Below are 18,352 nucleotides of genomic sequence, written 5' to 3' on the forward strand. Positions count from 1 at the left end.
TCCGAGAGGGCGGGATGCCGTTCGAGATGAGGGTCAGGACGCCGGCGCCCGACGGGGAGACGGCGAGATAGCCGGCAGGCCGGCATGTCAATCCTGGTCTAACAGAGCCTTATTTAATCCCCGTCCCAGAAAAATCATCCCGCGCGGGCGCTTGGCTCACGCGGGATGATGGCGTCTTATTTATCCTGCTCTAGCAGATCGGACGGCGTGCGGTCGGGCTTGCCACCGCGGAAGATCTCGCGGCCATGCAGACGATGCTCCAGGTCACGTTCGGCCTTTTCCTCGTCAATCTTGGTCTGGCTCACCGACGGGTCCTCAATCAGCGACGACACCGAGTTCACCTGCTTTTGAATGCGCTCGGAAATCGTGTCGTCCATACTCACGATATGCATCTTCCAGTCGATGTTCGTAGCGGTCGATGAGCTCTTGGTCCACACGAACGTCAGAATGGCGCTCTGATGACCCCTCGCGGGGAACATGCCAAAGAAGGAATCGTGCTGAATGTTGCTGTCCTCATCGATATAGGCGTGCACGTTGTACACCACGCGGTCAATCTTATCGTTGAGCAACGCGTTGGTCGCAAGCGCCGCAGCCTGAATCTGCCCGTTGGACAGCAGCTCGAGCTCGTTGGCAGACGACGTGTCCAACACCGTCACCTCTACCGTACCCGTGCGCTCGTCCGCCTCGTCGACGCTAAAGTCGAGCGGGAACTGCGTAAAGCCGTTGCCCCACTCAAGGCCGCCCTTGAGCGCGGTCGAAACGGTATCGACCGAAACGCTCTCGGACAGATTGGCGGTATTCAGACGGCGCATCACGCCGTAGCCAATCTGCATGCCCACGATCAGCACCAAGATGCCGATAACCACGACCATGGCAGTCTTCGTAATGGTATGGCTCACCTGCGAGCCCGAAGGATCGTCCTCGGACAGCGGGTCGATATGTTTTGCCTGGCTCGCGCGATCCTCGCTGCGCAGCCGCGCCAGCGTCGCCTTGTCACCGCGCTTGACGGCAGCCTCTTTCTCGCGCATGCGCTCGGTACGCTTTTTGGCGAGCGTCGGATCCAAGACGCCGGATGCATCGATTTCGGAGAATAACTCCGTCACTTCTTCCGGAGTCAAAGGGTTCTTGTCAGCCATAAACTTCCTGTCGTATCAATCAGTCGAGCTCGTGCGCACGCGCACCTTCGAACTGCATTCGATAGTAACGGGCATAAGTGCCGCCACGGGCGAGAAGCTCCTCGTGCGTGCCACGTTCCACAACGCGACCATGCTCAACAGTCGCAATCTCGTCAGCATGCTTAATAGTCGAGAGACGGTGGGCGATGATAATCGTGGTGCGGCCGCGCGCCAGCTCTTCGAGCGACTCCTGCACCGCTTCCTCGCTCTCGTTATCCAGAGCACTCGTCGCCTCATCCAAAATAAGGATCTTGGGATTCTTGAGAAACACGCGCGCAATGGCTACGCGCTGCTTCTGGCCGCCCGAAAGACGGCTGCCGCGCTCGCCCACCACGGTGTCGTAGCCTTGCGGAAGCGACTCGATAAAGGTATCGATATTGGCGCGGCGGGCCGCCTCGGCGATCTCTTCTGCCGTGGCGCCCGACTTGCCGTAGGCGATGTTCTCGCCAATCGTACCGTCAAACAGATAGACATCCTGCTGCACCAGGCCAATGGCGCGGCGCAGACTCTGTTGCGTCACGTCGCGCACGTCCTGGCCGTCGATGCTGATGGATCCGTCCGCCACGTCGTAAAAGCGCGGCAGCAGCGAACAAGTCGTAGACTTGCCGCCGCCCGAGGGGCCAACCAGGGCAATGGTCTGTCCGGGCTTGATGGACAGATTCATATGGTCGATAACAGGGCGTCCGTCGGCGCCGCCCTCGCCCAACTCAACATCCTCGTAGCTAAAGCACACGTCGCGATATTCAACCGCGCCTGCCGTCACCTGCAGGTCCGCGGCATCCGGCTTATCCTGGATATCCGGGGCGGTCGAAAGCACCTCGTCCATGCGCTTAAAGCCGGCGATGGCCTTCTGATACGTTTCGGCCGAATTGACGAGCGTCTCGAGCGGCGTGCAGAACAGTGAAATGTAGAGCGCGAAGGTCGCCATATCGACCGCCTGCAGTTGGCCTTGCGCCACCAGCCAACCACCCAGCAGCACCACGATCACGTACAACACGCCCGAGAGCAGGCCATACGTCGCGGTGTAAACGCCCATGGCGTGATACATATTCTCTTTGGACGAAAGATAGCGGTCGTTGGAGGCGCGGAACTTGGAGCGTTCAGCCTCCTCGTTCGCAAAACTCTTGACCACGCGCATGCCGGCCAGCGAATCCTGCAGCTGAGCATTAATACCGCTGATCTTTTTGCGGTTGTCGCTAAAGACCTCGCGCATGCGCATGTTCTGCCAAAACATGATGGCCGCAAACACCGCCGTCACCACGGCCATAGCAAGCGCCAGCACCGGGGCAATAGCAAAGAGGATCACAAACGAGCCGACGATCTCGATGCCGCAGATGATAATCCACTCGGGCACGTGGTGTGCCGCCTCGCAGATATCGAACAGGTCGTTGACCACGCGGCTCATCATGTCACCCGAGCTGTTGCGATCGAAGTACGCAAAGCTAAAGCGCTCGTACTGATCGAACAGGTCCTCGCGCATCTTGGACTCCATGCGCGCGCCCATCACGTGGCCCCAGTAACTCACAAAGTAGCGACAGGCGCAACGGATGGCATACATCAGCACCAGACCAACCGCGATCATACCGAGCGCCTGCATAATAGCAGCCTGACCCTGGGTAAAGAGCCCACCAGTCAGATTGCGCAGAATAATAGGAAACGCCAGGTCGATGGCGGCAAGCACCAGGGCGCAAACAGTATCGGCAACAAAAAGCCCCATCTGGGGCTTGTAATAAGACAAAAACCTTCTAAACATGCAGTCCTCGGAGAGAAATAAATAGCGTGAGAAATCCGGTTGAACCGGTCGGGTTGAAAACAAAGCATCCCAACAAACATAACACCGATGTTCTGGCAGCGTCAGCGAAAACGTCCCTAAGCGAGCAAGGTGCCTTGAAAGAGGAGCGACGCGTACTTCGGTACGCGAGCGGCGATTGAAAGGCAGATTGCCGCTTAGGGGCGTTTGCAGCGTCGACTCGTTACGCGGTTTGGTAAAACCGCGTAACCTAGAGCTCGGCTCCGCCCAACCTATGCGCGATGCTATCGCAGGCCAAGGCGCCCACGACGGTCTTAGCATCTTCGATCTTGCCGTCGAGTACGGCGTCGATCAGTTCGTGCAGCGGCACGAGGTCCACGTTGACAAACTCGTCATCATCGGGGTTGGGTGCATCGAACTCGAGCTTGGTGGCCAGGTAGATGTGAATGATCTCGTCGCAAAAACCACAGGACGTGACAATCGACGTCAAAAAGCGAATGCGACCAGCCCTAAAGCCCGTCTCCTCATGCAGCTCGCGCTTGGCGCAATCGAGCGGGTCCTCGCCCGGGTCGAGCTTGCCGGCGGGAATCTCGACCGTCACGCGGTCGATGGCGGTGCGGTACTGACGCACCAGTACGATCTTGCCGCTCTCAGTCAGTGCCACAACGGCCGCCGCACCCGGATGGCGAACGATATCGCGGGCGCTGCGGTGACCGTTGGGCAGTTCAACCTCAAGACGGTGGACGTCGAGGATCTTGCCCTTCCAGGCACACTCCTCCGAAAGAATCTTCTCGTGCAGCTCGGCATCGTGAGGGTCGTCGTCGCCCAGCACCAGCGCCGGCTCGTCTGCGACCTCGCCACCAGGCTCGCCCTCGGCGTGCCCATACATGCGGCTGTCCTCTTCGACGATCTGCGCGTCCACGAGCTCTTCGTTCTTCTCGTCCATCCGTCTCATCCCTCTCGGACTTTAGGCATCCCAGGCGTCGCGGCCACGCAGCGCGCGCAGACCGATGTCATGACGCAGGGTCTTGCCCTCAAAATCAATCTTCTCGCAGGCCTCGTAGGCAAGGTTGCGAGCGTTCTCAAACGTATCGCCCAGCGCGGTCACGGCAAGCACTCGGCCACCGTTGGTCACGAGCTGACCGTCCACCACGGCGGTGCCGGCATGGTACACGGTCACGTTCTCCATGGCCTCGGCATCGGCGATGCCGGTGATGACTTTGCCCTTCTCGTAGCTGCCGGGGTAGCCCGCGCTCGTCAGGACAACAGCCACAGCCCACTCGTCACGCCAATCGAGTTCAATCTGATCGAGCTCGCAGTTGGCACAAGCCAGCATGACCTCGACCAGGTCGTTCTTAAGGCGCGGGAGCACGACCTGAGTCTCGGGGTCGCCAAAGCGGGCGTTGAACTCCAGCACCTTGGGGCCGGCGGGGGTGAGCATAAAGCCGCCATACAGGCAGCCGCGGTAATCGATGCCCTCGGCAGCAAGCTCGGCCACGGTCCGCTCCATGACCGTCACCATGGTGGCGTGCTCCTCGTCGGTCACGATGGGCACCGGGCTGTAGACGCCCATGCCACCGGTGTTGGGGCCCTTGTCGCCCTCGAGTGCACGCTTGTGGTCCTGCGAGGTGGCCATGGGGCGCACGGTCTTGCCGTCGGTAAAGGCCAGCAGCGAGCACTCGGGGCCAACCAGCATCTCCTCAATGACAACGGTGTTGCCGGCATCGCCAAAGGTGCCGCCAAAGCACTCGCGCACGGCTTCCTCGGCCTGCGCAAGCTCAGTCGCCACGATAACGCCCTTGCCTGCGGCCAGGCCGTCAGCCTTCACGACCAGCGGGGCACCCTGCTCGCGCACATAGGCAAGAGCCGAAGCCTCGTCAGTAAACGAGCCGTAGGCGGCCGTCGGAATGCCGGCACGCTCCATGAGCTGCTTGGAGAATAACTTGGAACCCTCCATCTGAGCGCCCTCGGCACCCGGGCCAAAGCAGGGAATGCCCGCCGCACGCACGGCATCGGCAACGCCCGCCACGAGCGGAGCCTCGGGGCCAATCACCACGAGTCCGCATCCGTGGCTCTGGGCAAACGCCGCCACGGCCGCAGGATCGCAATCGTCGAGAACCACGTTCTCGCCGCAGCTCGCGGTGCCGCCGTTACCCGGCGCAATGTAGAGCTTGCCGGCGCGCGGTGATGCTGCGAGCTTTGCTGCCAGAGCATGCTCGCGGCCGCCGCTGCCCAACAACAGGATGTCGATGGTTTGAGTGTCCGCCTTCAAGGGTGCCTCCTCTATGGATGAACGGTCCGCCAACCATGCGGACCCATTACAAAGCAAATATACCCCTCGGCCGCCCGCCTGGGCTGCAAAGGGGTATATCGCAATAACCGAATAGTGCCGATTACTTCCAGAATCGGTTGATGATCTGCTCGCGACCGGCGCCGACGCCAATGAACGTCACGCGGGTGTGTGCCAGATCCTCGATAAATGCCACGTAGTCCTGAGCCTCCTGCGGCAGCTCCTCAAAGCTGCGGCAACCGGTGATGTCGCACTTCCAGCCCGGGAGCTCCTCGTAGATGGGCTTGGCATGCTCAAAGCGCACCTGGTGCTCAGGCACGCTCGTGTAACGCTCGCCGTCAACGTCGTAGGCAACGCACACCTTGATGGTGTCGAAAGCCGAAAGCACGTCGAGCTTGGTCATGGCGATATCGGTGAGGCCGTTGACGCGCGAGGCGTAGTTGGCGATGGGGCCGTCGAACCAGCCGCAGCGACGACGGCGACCGGTGGTCACGCCGTACTCATAGCCTTCCTCGGTCAGCGTATGGCCGGCCTCGGACTCATAGGAAAGCTCGGTGGGCATGGGGCCCGAACCGACGCGGGTGATATAGGCCTTCATGACGCCCAGCACGCGGTCGACATTCTTCATACCGACGCCGGAGCCGGTGATGGCGCCGCCGGCGGTGCAGTTAGAAGACGTCACGTACGGATAGGTGCCGTGGTCGATGTCGAGCAGCGTCGCCTGGGCGCCCTCGAACAGCAAATCCTTGCCCTCGTCGATCATGTTGTTGAGCAGCAGGCTCGTCTCGGTGATGTAGGGGCGCAGGCGGTCGGCCATGGGCAGGTACTCGTCGCAGATCTGGTCCACGGTGTAGGTGGGCAGGTGGTAGATGAGCTCGAGCTCGGGATTCACGCGGGCAAGAGCGGTCTCCAGCTTGTCGCGGAACAGCGTCTCGTCCAGCATGTCCTGCATGCGCAGACCGATGCGGGCCATCTTGTCCTGGTAGCACGGACCGATGCCGCGCTTGGTGGTACCGATGTTCTTCTTGCCGAGCTTCTGCTCAAAAGCACCATCCAGATCGATGTGGTACGGCATGATGATGTGCGCGTTGCCACTGATCTTGAGGTTCTTGGTGGTGATGCCGTCGGCCTCGAACATGTCAATCTCCTCAAGGACAACCTTGGGGTTGACGACGCAGCCGTTACCGATCACCGACACGTGGTCGGAATACATGATGCCGGAGGGCACCTGGTGCAGGCCGTACTTCTTGCCGTTGACGACGATGGTGTGGCCAGCGTTATTACCGCCCGAATAGCGCACGACGGCATCGAAGTCGCCGGCGACCAGGTCGCAAATCTTACCCTTGCCCTCATCGCCCCACTGGGCACCGACCAAAACGGTTGACGGCATGTTTACTCCTTACATTCATGGACTGTCTACGCGCCACGCCGGCACGCAGAAGCACAAAACATTCCCAGTATACCCGTGCAACGGGTGCCTGTCCTACTCCTCGGTATGCGCCCCATCAAGCTCATAGAACTTGGTGGATGCCGGCAGGAACATCAGGTCGACGTCACCGATCGGGCCCGAACGGTTCTTGGCCACGACGATACGCGTAACGCCCTCGTCGGGTCGATCGTCACGCGAGGCCTCGGCCTCATCGGCGGAGCGGTCCAAGAACATAACGATGTCGGCGTCCTGCTCGATGGAGCCCGATTCACGCAGGTCGGACAGCTGCGGGCGCTTGCCGGTACGGGACTCGACCTGACGCGACAGCTGCGACAGTGCAATGAGCGGGATCTTAAGCTCCTTGGCCATGATCTTTAAACCGCGCGACATCTCGGAGACCTCGACGGTACGGCTCTCGGAGCGACGTCCCGGCGGAGGACTCACCAGCTGCAGGTAGTCCAGGATAATGATGGCCTTCTCCTTGTTGTGGAGCATGCGGCGGCTCTTGGCGCGGATCTCGGTCACCGTGGTGCCGGGCGTATCGTCAATCAGAATGTCGAGCTTAGACAAGGTCTGCGTGGCCTCGTTGATATTGGCCCACTGCTCGGGGCTAATGCGGCCCGTACGGAAGTCGCTGATCGAGATCATGGCGTAGGCGCAAATCAGGCGCTGGGCAATTTCCTTGCCCGACATCTCCAGCGAAAAGAAGCCGACGGTATAGCCCGCAGCGGCGGCATTCAGCGCCAGGTTCAGAGCGAACGACGTCTTACCCACGGCAGGGCGGGCGCCGATAATGATGAGCTGGCCCTCGCGGAAACCCATGAGCATGCGGTCGAGCGACGGGAAGCCGGTGGGCACGCCCGCGGCCTGTCCACCGGCCTTACACACTTCCTCGGCCTCGTTATAGGCCTCGACCATAAACTCGGTCAGTGTCTTATAGCTCGACTTGACCTCGCGCGCCGTGACCTTAAGCAGCTTGCTCTCGGCCAGCTCCACGACCTCCTTGGTGTCGGTGGGGGCGTTATAGGCCAGCGCGTTGATCTCGTTGGTGGCACCGATCAGCTCGCGCAGCATCGAGTCGCGACGGACGATGGCGGCATGGTGCTGCCAGTTCACGAGCGACAGGGTCTGGCCCATCAGCTCCAAAATGTAGGCCTCGCCGCCCACGGCATCAAGCTTGTTGATGCTGCGCAGGTAATCGATCAGCGAGATAGAGTCGATGGGAATGCGGCTGTTGTACATATCGACCATCGCGGTGTAGATGGTCTTATGAATGGGCCGGTAGAAGTCATCGGGCTGCAGCTCGACCTGGGCCTCCTCTACCACCTCGGGTGACAGCAGCATAGCGGCCAGTACATTGGCCTCTGCATCTTGGTTTTGAGGGAGACCCAACTTGGAGCCACGGTCCTCGACCGTCAGCCCCGTCTCCCTTTCGTCATATGCCATGAGCATCCTCATTCATATCGCTTGCGAGCATCCATAGTATCAGCCACGGTCCCAAAACGGGCCGCGCCCCGGCAATCATCACCGAACGAAACGGATGAACGGTCCCGCATTTGGGACTTCACCACAACGCATGCCATGGCGCTCGCCAAGCGTAGAAAACAAAAGGGCGCCCTGGTCTCCCAGAGCGCCCTTCTTAGAACAAGATTGTTGCGTTGCAGCAAATGCTACTCGGCAGCAGCCTCAGTCTCGACCTCGGCGGTCTCGGCCTCGGCGACCTCAGCGGCCTCCTCGACCTCAGCCTCGGCAGCGAGCTCCTCGGCGGTAACGCCAACGAGAACGACAACCTCGGCCTTGATCTCGCGGTACAGCGAGATGGCAACGGTGTGGGCACCGGCAACCTTGATGGGCTTACCGAGCTCGACGCGCTTGCGGTCGATGTCCATACCGAGCTGAGCCTTGATGGCGTCAGCGATCATAGCGGCGGTAACGGAGCCAAAGAGGATGCCCTCGTCGCCGACCTTGACGTCAACGGTGACCGTCTTGCCCTCGAAGGCAGCCTTGGTCTCGTTGGCGGTAGCCAGACGGACGGCCTCGCGCTTGGCGATGTTGTTGCGACGCTCGTCAAGCTGCTTGAGGTTGCCCTTGGTGGCGGCAACAGCGAGCTTCTTGGGGAACAGGAAGTTCTCAGCGTAACCCTGAGCGACCTCTACGACGTCACCCTCGCCGCCCTTGCCCTTGATCTCATCGAGAAGAATAACCTTCATGATGCGTCTCCCTTCTTAGCCGCGGTCGCGGTTGCCACGAGAGGAAACCACGGGGACGGTGTACGGCAGGAGAGCCATCTCGCGGGCGCGCTTGATGGCGTTGGCGATGTCATGCTGATGCTGCGTGCAAGCGCCAGTGACGCGACGGGGCTTGATCTTGCCACGGTCGGTCATGTACTTACGGAGAAGCTGAGTGTCCTTATAGTCGATGAACTCAGTGTTCTCCTTGCAGAACTGGCAGTACTTACGACGCGGCTGACGTGCAGAAAAATCATTAGCCATGTCAAAATACCTTTCGTTTGGCAACTTCGGCGAACCAAAGCCGCCTCTCACTCAAAAATAGGTGAACAGCCCTTAAAACGGGATGTCCTCATCGTAGACGTCGACCGCGGGCGGCGTAGCCACCGGTGCGGCAGGACGTGCTGCGGGCGCGGGGGCTGCGGGGGCGTAACCGCCCTGATCGTAGCCACCCTGGCCACCACGGGAGCTCATAAACTCGATCTCATCGACGATGACCTCAAGCTTGCTCCGGCGCTGGCCGTCGCGCTCCCAAGAGCTGTAGCGCAGCTTGCCCTCGATCGCAACCTTGTTTCCCTTTGCCAGGAAACGGCTCACGGCCTCGGCGCGCGTGCCGAACATAGTGCAGTCGACAAAGTTGGGATAGTCCTCCCACTCGCCAGTCTGCGGGTTGCGGCGACGATCGTTCACGGCGACGCCAAAGGACAGAACCTGGGTTCCGCTAGCGGTGGCGCGCAGCTCGGGATCACGCGTGAGGTTACCGGTGATGTTCACTCGATTGATGCTCATAACTCACTACTTCCTCTTGGGGCACAAGCCCAGTCCAAAACGACAGTCTTACTCCTGGTCGTCGCGACGGACGATCATGTGGCGGACCACAGCGTCGGTGATGCGCAGGACGCGATCAAGCTCGGCGATCTGGGTAGGATCTGCGTGGAAGTTGATGAGGGTGTAGTCACCATCGGTGAGGTCGTTGATCTCGTAGGCGAGCTTGCGCTTGCCCCACTCGTCAACGGAGTCGACCTTGCCAGCGCCCTCAGCGATCGTGGTATCGATACGCTTCATAACAGCGAGACGAGTCTCGGGGTCGAGCGACGGGTCAACAAAGAACAGCAGTTCATAAGCCTTCATATTGTCACCTCCTCTGGGCAAATGTGGCTTCAGGTCGTGAAGGTGCGCCTGAAGCAGGAAAAGACTTGGTAATAATATCTTTCAACCTCCCAGGCTGCAAGAATATGCAGCTACAACCTCATGACCTCCACATATGTCCATACTCACACGGCACTTCATGCGTCTTCCAACCAAATGCTGACCAAATGCTTGACGGATCTGTGGACAAGACACGGCGCTGCGGGGACAAACTGAGCCAAGCCGCAGGTCAACAATTGCAAGGCTGTGGTCGCGAAATACATACCAGTGGTTCACAACACCGTTCAAAGATTTTTAAAATTGCTGCCATGTCGTTTATAAATACCCATTTTGAACAATTTGCCGCATGTAACCCTGCTGGTCAGAGCCCGTTTTTGCCCTCCTAGATCCCGTCACGAAGCCAAGCGTTTCAAAAAATGCCAACTTTTCTGTTTGCACTTTGCGATTCCTCGTGTATACTGACTTTCGCATTTAACGGAGAGTTGTCCGAGTGGCCGAAGGAGCACGATTGGAAATCGTGTAGGCGTCAAAAGCGTCTCCAGGGTTCAAATCCCTGACTCTCCGCCAGTTAATTCCAAAGCAGGCCTTCGAGCCTGCTTTGTTTTTACCCCACGCGGAGGGGTGGCAGAGTGGTTGAATGCGGCGGTCTCGAAAACCGTTTGGCCTGTATAAGGTCACGAGGGTTCGAATCCCTCCTCCTCCGCCATTTTGGTTGAGAAAGCTCCCGAGAATGGGAGCTTTTTTGTTATCGGATCCCCTCTCGGCCGCACATCCCAACCAAACATGTACGTCACCCTCCAAAAACGACATTTTTTGACATCTTTGAAGGCTGACGTACACGTTTGGATTGAGCTCACGGGAGTGGCACTATTCGGAAGGTGCCTCTTCGTCTCGCATGCCTTTCCAGTTGCGGATAAGCGTCTTGCGTAGTTCGTTTTGCTCTCGCTGGTACCCGGTGTCGGTACAGCGAGGCATGCCGAGTGCTTCGCGAATGTTGTTCATGGCGCGGTGAAAGGCGAGCTGGCTACCGAACTGAGCCGAAGTGAGCGTAACGATTCGATATCCCATTTGGGAGAGAACGGCCTCTCGCTCCGCATCTGCCCCCTTGCGCTCGAACTCATCGTGAAAGCCGCCCTTATATTCGATACCGAGCTCCCTGCGCTTGTAGGTAACGAGCGCATCGATTTTGAGTGTTCGAGCTTTGGCGCAATGCCAGAGACGTTGAGGGATCTCGAGCGGTTTGTTGAGTTCGATACCTCGGATGCCAACCCCGCCTTCGCTTGTTGGGAGCGAGAGGGCGATTGCCGAAGCGGTCTCCATAGGCGAGGCCGAGTGATCGTAGATGTGCCTGAGCGCGAGCCGTGCACGTGTGGCACCGGGTTTGCCGGGGTGCCGATCGAGCAGTTCGGTTATTTCATCCTTGGAGGTGGCGGCTGGTTGCTCGGTATAATGGTCGGCGGGATTGAGCCTCATGCGATAATCGCCGCAAACTTCATAGCCATATTCGAGATATTCGATCCTATCCATCCACTCGGCAGCGAGCACGAAGGTGAAGGCTTCGTCGGTGATGAAGATTCCGGGCGTCAACTCGTCAATATGCTCGTAGGGAAGATTTTGTCCAAGAATGTGGCAAATGACGCCTTTGGTGCGAATTCGCTCGAATTCGAATACAACCGAGATATCGATAGTTTTGAGCATATCGGACGGAATGCCGCAGTCGGTAAGGGCCTGTCGTATGCGCGCAACGCGTTGCTGGGTGGAGATGCCTCGTACGCCTATCTGGTAGTCGTGCCGCGCAAGAGACTGAACCAAATTCTGGGGCGCATGATGGACAAGCCATGCGGTTTTATGCGAAATGAGAACAGGAGTATCCATTGAGGGCCTCTCGCTCTGAGCCGGTATCCAACTCTTATGTCCGTTGAAGTGGGGGAATATACCGGATGTGAGTAAATTAACTCACTCATGCTGTGAGCTCAATCCAAACATGTACGTCAGCCTCCGAAGATGTCGAAAAATGTCGTTTTTGGAGGGTGACGTACATGTTTTGGATCCCTGGCATTCCAGCAACGCCACGCCCGCATCCGCTGCTAACCGTTTACCGAGCAATGGGGTCGCAATCGGCGCCGAACATGTACTATGTACGGGCATTGTCCAAACCCGTAACTCAAAGGAACCCATCTTGCCCGTCGTCGCCGCTATAACCGTTACCCCACATGCCTCGGATGCCATGGTCGCTATTCCCTTTTGGCTCGAGATGTTCGCTGTTGTCGCGGCATCGATCTCGGGTGTGCTGGTTGCGCGCGAACACAAGCTCGACCTGGTGGGCGCGGTCGCGCTCGCGGTGGTCTGCGGTCTGGGCGGCGGTCTTTTGCGCGATATGACACTCCAGGTCGGCAACGTCTACATCCTCAACCAGCCAATGGCGCTGCCGCTCTCCATCGCCACGGCGGCCATCATCTACATCTTCCCGGCAATCGTCGATAAACCAGAGAAACTCATCCCATTGCTCGACATCATCTCGGTCGGCATCTACGCCGCCACCGGAGCGGACAAAGCACTGGTTTATGGCTTTGCGCCGGCCGTATGCATCATGATGGGCTTCTTCACCGCGGTGGGTGGCGGCATGTTGCGCGACGGCTTTATGGGCGTGGTTCCGGGCATTTTCCAACGTACTAACTTTTATGCCATCGCCGCCATCGCCGGATCGACAAGCTATGTGTGTATCGTTATGAGCGGCATCATGAGCAATGTCGCCGCGCTGGTCGTATGCGTCGCGGTGACCATGGGCCTGCGCTGGCTCTCGCTGCGCTTTGACATCAAAAGTCCCACCGAGGAAGACATCGCGCGCTTCTTGCATCGCAAAAAGTAGACAGCGCGGCACGACCCTTCGAAATGCAACCGAGAGGTTCTTTTAGAGCGCGCGCACGTTGGGTACCCTGTTAGATATATGCCGAGTATCTAACGAAGGATTCACTATGCCTTGCAACCTAGAACCGTCGACCAAGCGCCGCAAAGCGCGGGTCCATATCGCCCTTCTATTCGCACTGATTGCGCTTGCGCTGACCGCGCTTCCCAAGACGTCGTTCGCCGGCACAGACACCGCGGGCAACGTGCTCGCAACCGAAGTTGACTCAAATCCGTCTGGCGTCGAAGGCGACCTGTACTGGGCCGGCCAGAGCCTTAACCTAGACGACGCCTCCATCGGCCGCGATATTATCGCGGCAGGCGAGAGCTTGTCGATTCGCAACTGCACCGTAGGCGGAGCCGTTCGCCTGGCGGCGCGCACCATCGATATCTCCAAAACCGCAATCGATGGCAGCGTGACGGTAGCCGGTCAGCATGTCGTGCTCAACACCGGTAGCGCCGCCAACTGTTTTTACGCGATGGGTGAGACAGTTGCCCTGCGCGGTTCTACCAAGTCGGCAGCGCTCGCGGGCGACACCGTGACCATCGACGGCACCGTCGAGGGCGATGTCGAGGTTTGGGCCGACAAACTCATCCTGGGCAAAAACGCTCACATCACCGGCACGGTGAACGCCCATGTTTCCGAGGACCCCGAGCGCGCCGCAGGAGCCGAGGTCGGCGCGCTCAAGATCGACCGTACCGAAAACGAAAGCGCCGCCACGACGGTTAACGATATCATCGGCGGCATCGTGGCCGCAGCCCTGTCGACCTGCTTTATCGCTCTGTTGCTCGAGCTCGTCTTTCCGCGTGCGACCGCCAGCGCCGCCGGAATGCTCCACCAGCGCCCCACACCCCTGTGGATGAGCGGTCTTCTGGGTACGGTAGCCATTGTCCCTGCCGTATTGTTGCTGATTATCTCGATTGCCGGCCTGTCGCTTGCTGGAGCCCTCATGTGCGCCGTGATCGGCGTCGCGTTGGTCTCCACCGCTTTTGCGGGCTGCGCGATCGCTCGCATGGTCGGACATAACCAGAACCGCTACGCCATGGCAGCCGTCGGCGGTGTGGCCGCAGGCGCCCTCACAGGACTTCCCCTCATCGGCGGCTTCATCAGCGGCGTGGCCTTTGTCTTTATGCTCGGCTACGTTATCCAGATCATCTGGCGCAACGCCCACCTCAAGCCGCAGCAGGCCGCCAACACCCCGGGCCTTCCCTCCGCCTAGCCGCTAACCATCACAAAAGGGCCAGGCACCTTTGTGGTGGTGCAAAGCAACCTGACCCCATTGCACCAAAAAGGGCGCCGACCATTGCGGTCGACGCCCTTTCTTGTTGGCGGTTATAAGCCCCAGCGCTTATTTGTTGACCTGGCCGGCGCGGACGGCAGCCTTCTTGCGGTCGGTGGCGTTGAGCAGACGCTTGCGCAGGCGGATGTTCTTGGGAGTGATCTCGACCAGCTCGTCATCGGCGATGTACTCCAGCGCCTCCTCCAGCGAGAAGGTGCGGGGCGGCACCAGCTGGACGGAGATATCGGAGGTCGAGGAACGCTGGTTGCCCAGGTTCTTGGTACGGGCGATGTTGACGACCATGTCGCCGGCCTTGCTGCGCTCGCCCACGATCATGCCCTCGTAGCACTCGGTGCCCGGCTCAACGAACAGCTGGCCGCGCTCCTGCAGCGTACCCAGAGCGTAGGCAACGGCCTTCTCGGTGGTCATGGAGATCATGGCGCCGTTCTGACGGTTGCCGATCTCGCCGGCGTAGGGGCCATACTCCAGGAAGGTGTGGTAGAACACGCCCTCGCCGTGAGTGACGTTCATGATGCGGTTCTTAAGGCCCATGATGCCGCGGGTCGGGATCTTGAACTCAAGATGGGTCACGATGCCCGAGGTGTCCATGCTCGTCATGATGCCACCGGAGGTACCGAAGACCTCGACGACCTTGCCCGAGTACTCGTCTGGGCACTCGACGACGGCCTGCTCGACAGGCTCCAGCTTGTTACCGTTCTCGTCCTTCTTAAACAGAACGCGGGGACGACCGACCTGGAACTCAAAGCCCTCGCGGCGCATGGACTCCATCAGGACGGACAGGTGCAGAATGCCGCGGCCAGAGACCTCGACGCCGCTCTTGTCCTCGAGCTCCTCGATCTTCATGGTCACGTTGTTCTCGGCCTCGTTGAACAGGCGCTCCTTAAGCTGACGGGCGCCCACGATGTCGCCGTCACGGCCGACGAGCGGGGAGGTCGAAGCCTCAAAGACGATGGACAGGGTCGGCGGGTCGATCTCGATGGGCTCGAGCTCGACGGGGTTCTCGGGGTCGGTGTAGACATCGCCGATATCGGTGCGGTCAATACCCACGACGGCGGCGATATCGCCGGCGCCGACTTCCTGGCACTCGGTGCGGCCCAGGTAGTCGAAGGTAAAGAGCTGCTTGACGGTAGCGGTGGCGCTGGAGCCGTCGTTCTTCACGACCAGAATCTGATCGCCCTGGTGAATGGCGCCGGAGTACACGCGACCGATACCGATGCGGCCAACGAAGTTGGAGTGGTCGATGGTCACGCACTGCATGGCCAGCGGGGCGTTCTCGTCAACCTCGGGCGCGGGCATGTCGTCGATGATCATATCGAGCAGCGGATACATGTCCATGTTGCCGTCGTTGGGGTCAAGGCGGGCAAAGCCATTCATGGCGCTGGCGTAGACCACGTGCTCCATGGCGAACTCAAGCTGGTCGTCGGTAGCGCCCAGGTCGGCCATAAGGTCCAGGCAGTCGTTGTAGGCCTTCTCGGGGTTGGCGCCCGGACGGTCGATCTTGTTGATGACGATCATGATCTTGAGGCCGGTGTCGATAGCGTGACGCAGCACGAAGCGGGTCTGGGGCATGGGGCCCTCAAAGGCGTCGACCAGCAGCAGGGCGCCGTCGGCCATACGCAGCACGCGCTCGACCTCGCCGCCAAAGTCGGCGTGGCCCGGGGTGTCGATGACGTTGATCTTGACGTCCTTGTACTCGATAGAGATGTTCTTGGCGAGAATCGTGATGCCGCGCTCGCGCTCCTGGTCGTTAGAGTCCAGGACGCGGTCCTCGACCTGCTGGTTGGCACGGAAGGCGTCCGTGGCACGCAGGAGCTTATCGACCATCGTCGTCTTGCCGTGGTCGACGTGGGCGATGATGGCGATGTTCCTCAGATTGTCTACGCGCATGTAGTTCCCCTATCTTCTATCCATATACAAACGGCACACGTATGCGGCCCGCCCAGCAACACAACGCTCAGCGGGAATATTGAGCCTTTTACCGAAAACTCGTTTATTTTAGCGATTTTAGATGAGAGGGGTTTCCTCACCTGCAGGTTCAGGGTCGCTCCACATAAAACCATCGCCGGCGCCCATGCCCTCATACAGCACATATGCCGAAAAGCCGCTCTCGAGCGTCGTCTCAAAGAAGCTCACGAGCAGAGCGTCGTGATAGCCACCGTCAATCTCGACACAGCCGGTGTAGCCGATGGCATAGCGGGCGATGCGGCCCAGGCCCTCGTCCTTAAGACCCATCTTGTGCTCGGAGATAAAGTTGGTGGCGGCCTCGAGGCACGCCTCCTCGCCATCCTCGTCGAGCGCGGCCAGATAGCGGTTGGAAGCAGCGTCCTCGATCGCCACAGCTACGCCCGGATTCTCGCCGGCGGCAAGGTCGTCCAAGAACGCGCCAATCAGGTCACACACCATGGCGTCGAGCTCGGCGGAGACGTTACCGGCGTCCTGCATATCCTGTGCCATCTCTAGACCTTCCCATCGAATCCGGCGTCGTTACAGTTCTTGTGCCTCGGCAGCGATCTTGGCGGCAGCGTCGCGGGCGCGCATCATATCCATCGCGCGCTTGTCGAGTACCTTGATCTGGTTGGTCAGCATGACTGCATCGACCACACCCCAGATTACCAAGCCTGTTGAAATCGAAAACCCAAGCGCACCAACTGTACCACGAAGACGAGAACAGATTACCGCGACAAGGGCGGAGATGATAACCATCTTGATATAGGAGCCGCGGCGCTCGCGAAGCGTGCGGGCCTGCGTCACATAGGCGATGCGAGCCGCCTCGGATGCCTCCGAGCGCATCTGGGCTTCACGCGCGATGGCGGCCGCTTCAGCTGATACGCGGGTACCCATCAGCGACCTCTCCGCTCGCGTGCCAGACATTTAGAAATCATCGGGGGAGAGCGTATGGACGAACTCGTCGAACTTCTCGAACTCCTGCTCGTCGTCGACTTCCTCGGCGTGCGGTGAGACGGTACCCAAGCGATTCATGATGTCGTCTTCGACGAACATGGGGGCATTACTGCGTACGGCGAGGGCGATGGCGTCGCTCGGACGTGCATCGATCCTATGCTCGCTGCCATCGGCCAGCACGACAACCGTCGCATAGAACACCGGCGGCTCGGCACGAACGATCTCGATGCGCTCGAGCTTGGCGCCCAGGGCATCGACGGTGTCAAGCAGCAGGTCATGCGTTATCGGGCGCTCGGCGCGACCGCTATCGATACCACGGCTAATGGCCGCGGCCTCAAACGAGCCGGTCTGAATGGAAAGCGAACGCAGGGGCGCCGTCGAATCCGACTTGCCGCAGCGCTCACGAAGCACGATAAGCGATGGCACGGGACCGGCGGCCATGACGATGGTCTCTATGTCGACACGAACCATGGAACACCTCCGGTACGTAGCGGTTAACACACGGCAGGGTCGCCGCATTGAATAGCTATACTACCCAATCTTTCGCCCAGCACACAAAATCAAAGTAGTTAATTTGGGACGGGGCTATTTTGACTACTTCTGTTAGATAAGAAAAAAGCCCCGAGGCAATGCCCCAGGGCTCTTAACGTTTTGATGGTGGACCTGACAAGATTCGAACTTGTGACCTCCCGGTTATCAGCCGGACGCTCTAACCAACTGAGCTACAGGTCCATCATGGTGGAGGTTAGGGGGATCGAACCCCTGACCTCAGGCTTGCAAAGCCCGCGCTCTCCCAGCTGAGCTAAACCCCCACGGAGAAAGTAATAAACACCCCAGCGGCGACTCGGCTCTCGCTGGGGTGTTTATTGCGAAAGAAAGTGGTGGACCTGACAAGATTCGAACTTGTGACCTCCCGGTTATCAGCCGGACGCTCTAACCAACTGAGCTACAGGTCCATCGCGCAAGGGATATATTAGACGAGTCGTTACGCGCGCGTCAACAACTTTTTTGAAAAACTTTGGAGGGCGTTCGCCCCGGTCGCACGGCGGCATGTGAAGTCGCCTGCTCGGACAGTCCTGACTCGCGCAGAGAGCACATTAAGTGCTCTCTGGCTCGTGCGGAACTCGCGATCGACTTCACATGCCGCCGTGCGACCGGGGCGAACACGAGTCCCAAGGTTTTCAAAAAAGCGGTCGGCGCGCAGGTGCGCCGACCGCCGATATAT

The 18,352-nt window shown here is 59.6% G+C and carries 17 protein-coding genes and 5 tRNA genes; 4 read left to right on the forward strand and 18 right to left on the reverse strand.

The features are described 5' to 3' along the window. Positions 1-176: 176 nt before the first annotated feature. The 10 genes from AAA138_RS07270 to rpsF all read right to left on the reverse strand — a co-directional run bounded on the left by AAA138_RS07270 (position 177) and on the right by rpsF (position 10,003). The gene (locus tag AAA138_RS07270) at positions 177-1,136 is read right to left on the reverse strand and encodes a hypothetical protein (protein WP_349090212.1); all 960 of its coding nucleotides are present in this window, start codon (positions 1,134-1,136) and stop codon (positions 177-179) included. A 19-nt stretch (positions 1,137-1,155) separates the two neighbouring features. Further along, positions 1,156-2,928, reverse strand: a complete 1,773-nt coding sequence (locus AAA138_RS07275; protein WP_349090214.1) for an ABC transporter ATP-binding protein — start codon at positions 2,926-2,928, stop codon at positions 1,156-1,158. Positions 2,929-3,175: 247 nt separating this feature from the next. After that, positions 3,176-3,871 (reverse strand): NUDIX hydrolase, encoded by a 696-nt coding sequence (locus tag AAA138_RS07280; RefSeq protein ID WP_195232596.1) that lies wholly within the window; start codon positions 3,869-3,871, stop codon positions 3,176-3,178. 21 nt (positions 3,872-3,892) lie between these two features. Then, positions 3,893-5,197 (reverse strand): phosphoribosylamine--glycine ligase, encoded by a 1,305-nt coding sequence (gene purD / locus AAA138_RS07285; protein ID WP_349090217.1) that lies wholly within the window; start codon positions 5,195-5,197, stop codon positions 3,893-3,895. A 121-nt stretch (positions 5,198-5,318) separates the two neighbouring features. Continuing rightward, positions 5,319-6,605, reverse strand: coding sequence for an adenylosuccinate synthase (locus AAA138_RS07290; protein WP_349090219.1), 1,287 nt, complete (start codon positions 6,603-6,605; stop codon positions 5,319-5,321). 93 nt (positions 6,606-6,698) lie between these two features. After that, positions 6,699-8,096: a replicative DNA helicase gene (dnaB, locus tag AAA138_RS07295; protein WP_195362310.1), complete on the reverse strand. Its 1,398-nt coding sequence runs from the start codon at positions 8,094-8,096 to the stop codon at positions 6,699-6,701. A 218-nt stretch (positions 8,097-8,314) separates the two neighbouring features. Further along, entirely contained in the window at positions 8,315-8,854 is a 540-nt protein-coding gene (gene rplI, locus AAA138_RS07300; protein ID WP_022094073.1) for a 50S ribosomal protein L9, read from the reverse strand. A 15-nt stretch (positions 8,855-8,869) separates the two neighbouring features. After that, positions 8,870-9,136: a 30S ribosomal protein S18 gene (gene rpsR / locus AAA138_RS07305; protein ID WP_006235829.1), complete on the reverse strand. Its 267-nt coding sequence runs from the start codon at positions 9,134-9,136 to the stop codon at positions 8,870-8,872. Between the two features lie 72 nt (positions 9,137-9,208). Further along, positions 9,209-9,661: a single-stranded DNA-binding protein gene (gene ssb, locus AAA138_RS07310; protein ID WP_349090221.1), complete on the reverse strand. Its 453-nt coding sequence runs from the start codon at positions 9,659-9,661 to the stop codon at positions 9,209-9,211. Positions 9,662-9,709: 48 nt separating this feature from the next. Beyond that, positions 9,710-10,003, reverse strand: a complete 294-nt coding sequence (rpsF, locus tag AAA138_RS07315; RefSeq protein ID WP_006235831.1) for a 30S ribosomal protein S6 — start codon at positions 10,001-10,003, stop codon at positions 9,710-9,712. 494 nt (positions 10,004-10,497) lie between these two features. Here rpsF and AAA138_RS07320 point away from each other — a divergent pair. Both AAA138_RS07320 and AAA138_RS07325 read left to right on the forward strand, forming a co-directional pair. Further along, positions 10,498-10,588, forward strand: a tRNA-Ser gene (locus tag AAA138_RS07320). Between the two features lie 48 nt (positions 10,589-10,636). Beyond that, positions 10,637-10,727 (forward strand) — tRNA-Ser (locus tag AAA138_RS07325). Positions 10,728-10,888: 161 nt separating this feature from the next. On the opposite strand, the gene AAA138_RS07330 is transcribed toward AAA138_RS07325, so the two are convergent. Continuing rightward, the gene (locus AAA138_RS07330; protein WP_349090223.1) at positions 10,889-11,896 is read right to left on the reverse strand and encodes a hypothetical protein; all 1,008 of its coding nucleotides are present in this window, start codon (positions 11,894-11,896) and stop codon (positions 10,889-10,891) included. 304 nt (positions 11,897-12,200) lie between these two features. Between AAA138_RS07330 and AAA138_RS07335 the strand changes: the two genes are divergently transcribed. Further along, complete coding sequence (locus AAA138_RS07335) at positions 12,201-12,890, forward strand: TRIC cation channel family protein (protein WP_349090225.1); 690 nt, start codon at positions 12,201-12,203, stop codon at positions 12,888-12,890. Between the two features lie 106 nt (positions 12,891-12,996). After that, the gene (locus tag AAA138_RS07340) at positions 12,997-14,145 is read left to right on the forward strand and encodes a polymer-forming cytoskeletal protein (protein WP_349090227.1); all 1,149 of its coding nucleotides are present in this window, start codon (positions 12,997-12,999) and stop codon (positions 14,143-14,145) included. 129 nt (positions 14,146-14,274) lie between these two features. On the opposite strand, the gene typA is transcribed toward AAA138_RS07340, so the two are convergent. The 7 genes from typA to AAA138_RS07375 all read right to left on the reverse strand — a co-directional run bounded on the left by typA (position 14,275) and on the right by AAA138_RS07375 (position 18,083). Then, positions 14,275-16,113, reverse strand: coding sequence for a translational GTPase TypA (gene typA / locus AAA138_RS07345; RefSeq protein WP_196026169.1), 1,839 nt, complete (start codon positions 16,111-16,113; stop codon positions 14,275-14,277). Positions 16,114-16,230: 117 nt separating this feature from the next. Then, positions 16,231-16,680, reverse strand: a complete 450-nt coding sequence (locus AAA138_RS07350; RefSeq protein ID WP_349090229.1) for a hypothetical protein — start codon at positions 16,678-16,680, stop codon at positions 16,231-16,233. 30 nt (positions 16,681-16,710) lie between these two features. Then, positions 16,711-17,067 (reverse strand): hypothetical protein, encoded by a 357-nt coding sequence (locus AAA138_RS07355; RefSeq protein WP_196026174.1) that lies wholly within the window; start codon positions 17,065-17,067, stop codon positions 16,711-16,713. 30 nt (positions 17,068-17,097) lie between these two features. Then, complete coding sequence (locus AAA138_RS07360) at positions 17,098-17,598, reverse strand: bifunctional nuclease family protein (protein WP_349090232.1); 501 nt, start codon at positions 17,596-17,598, stop codon at positions 17,098-17,100. Between the two features lie 184 nt (positions 17,599-17,782). Continuing rightward, positions 17,783-17,859, reverse strand: a tRNA-Ile gene (locus AAA138_RS07365). A gap of 4 nt (positions 17,860-17,863) precedes the next feature. After that, positions 17,864-17,939: transfer RNA gene (locus AAA138_RS07370), tRNA-Ala, on the reverse strand. Positions 17,940-18,006: 67 nt separating this feature from the next. Then, positions 18,007-18,083 (reverse strand) — tRNA-Ile (locus tag AAA138_RS07375). Between the last annotated feature and the right edge of the window lie 269 nt (positions 18,084-18,352).

Source organism: Collinsella sp. CLA-JM-H32B, from assembly GCF_040098065.1.
GTDB lineage: Bacteria > Actinomycetota > Coriobacteriia > Coriobacteriales > Coriobacteriaceae > Collinsella.

Bases quoted from the DNA above. Each gene is read 5' to 3' on its own strand.
- rplI (WP_022094073.1), bottom strand. From the start codon at position 8,854: ATGAAGGTTATTCTTCTCGATGAGATCAAGGGCAAGGGCGGCGAGGGT.
- ssb (WP_349090221.1), bottom strand. From the start codon at position 9,661: ATGAGCATCAATCGAGTGAACATCACCGGTAACCTCACGCGTGATCCC.
- typA (WP_196026169.1), bottom strand. From the start codon at position 16,113: ATGCGCGTAGACAATCTGAGGAACATCGCCATCATCGCCCACGTCGAC.
- AAA138_RS07270 (WP_349090212.1), bottom strand. From the start codon at position 1,136: ATGGCTGACAAGAACCCTTTGACTCCGGAAGAAGTGACGGAGTTATTC.
- rpsR (WP_006235829.1), bottom strand. From the start codon at position 9,136: ATGGCTAATGATTTTTCTGCACGTCAGCCGCGTCGTAAGTACTGCCAG.
- AAA138_RS07340 (WP_349090227.1), top strand. From the start codon at position 12,997: ATGCCTTGCAACCTAGAACCGTCGACCAAGCGCCGCAAAGCGCGGGTC.
- AAA138_RS07330 (WP_349090223.1), bottom strand. From the start codon at position 11,896: ATGGATACTCCTGTTCTCATTTCGCATAAAACCGCATGGCTTGTCCAT.
- AAA138_RS07280 (WP_195232596.1), bottom strand. From the start codon at position 3,871: ATGGACGAGAAGAACGAAGAGCTCGTGGACGCGCAGATCGTCGAAGAG.
- AAA138_RS07355 (WP_196026174.1), bottom strand. From the start codon at position 17,067: ATGGGTACCCGCGTATCAGCTGAAGCGGCCGCCATCGCGCGTGAAGCC.
- AAA138_RS07290 (WP_349090219.1), bottom strand. From the start codon at position 6,605: ATGCCGTCAACCGTTTTGGTCGGTGCCCAGTGGGGCGATGAGGGCAAG.
- AAA138_RS07350 (WP_349090229.1), bottom strand. From the start codon at position 16,680: ATGGCACAGGATATGCAGGACGCCGGTAACGTCTCCGCCGAGCTCGAC.
- rpsF (WP_006235831.1), bottom strand. From the start codon at position 10,003: ATGAAGGCTTATGAACTGCTGTTCTTTGTTGACCCGTCGCTCGACCCC.
- AAA138_RS07275 (WP_349090214.1), bottom strand. From the start codon at position 2,928: ATGTTTAGAAGGTTTTTGTCTTATTACAAGCCCCAGATGGGGCTTTTT.
- AAA138_RS07360 (WP_349090232.1), bottom strand. From the start codon at position 17,598: ATGGTTCGTGTCGACATAGAGACCATCGTCATGGCCGCCGGTCCCGTG.
- dnaB (WP_195362310.1), bottom strand. From the start codon at position 8,096: ATGCTCATGGCATATGACGAAAGGGAGACGGGGCTGACGGTCGAGGAC.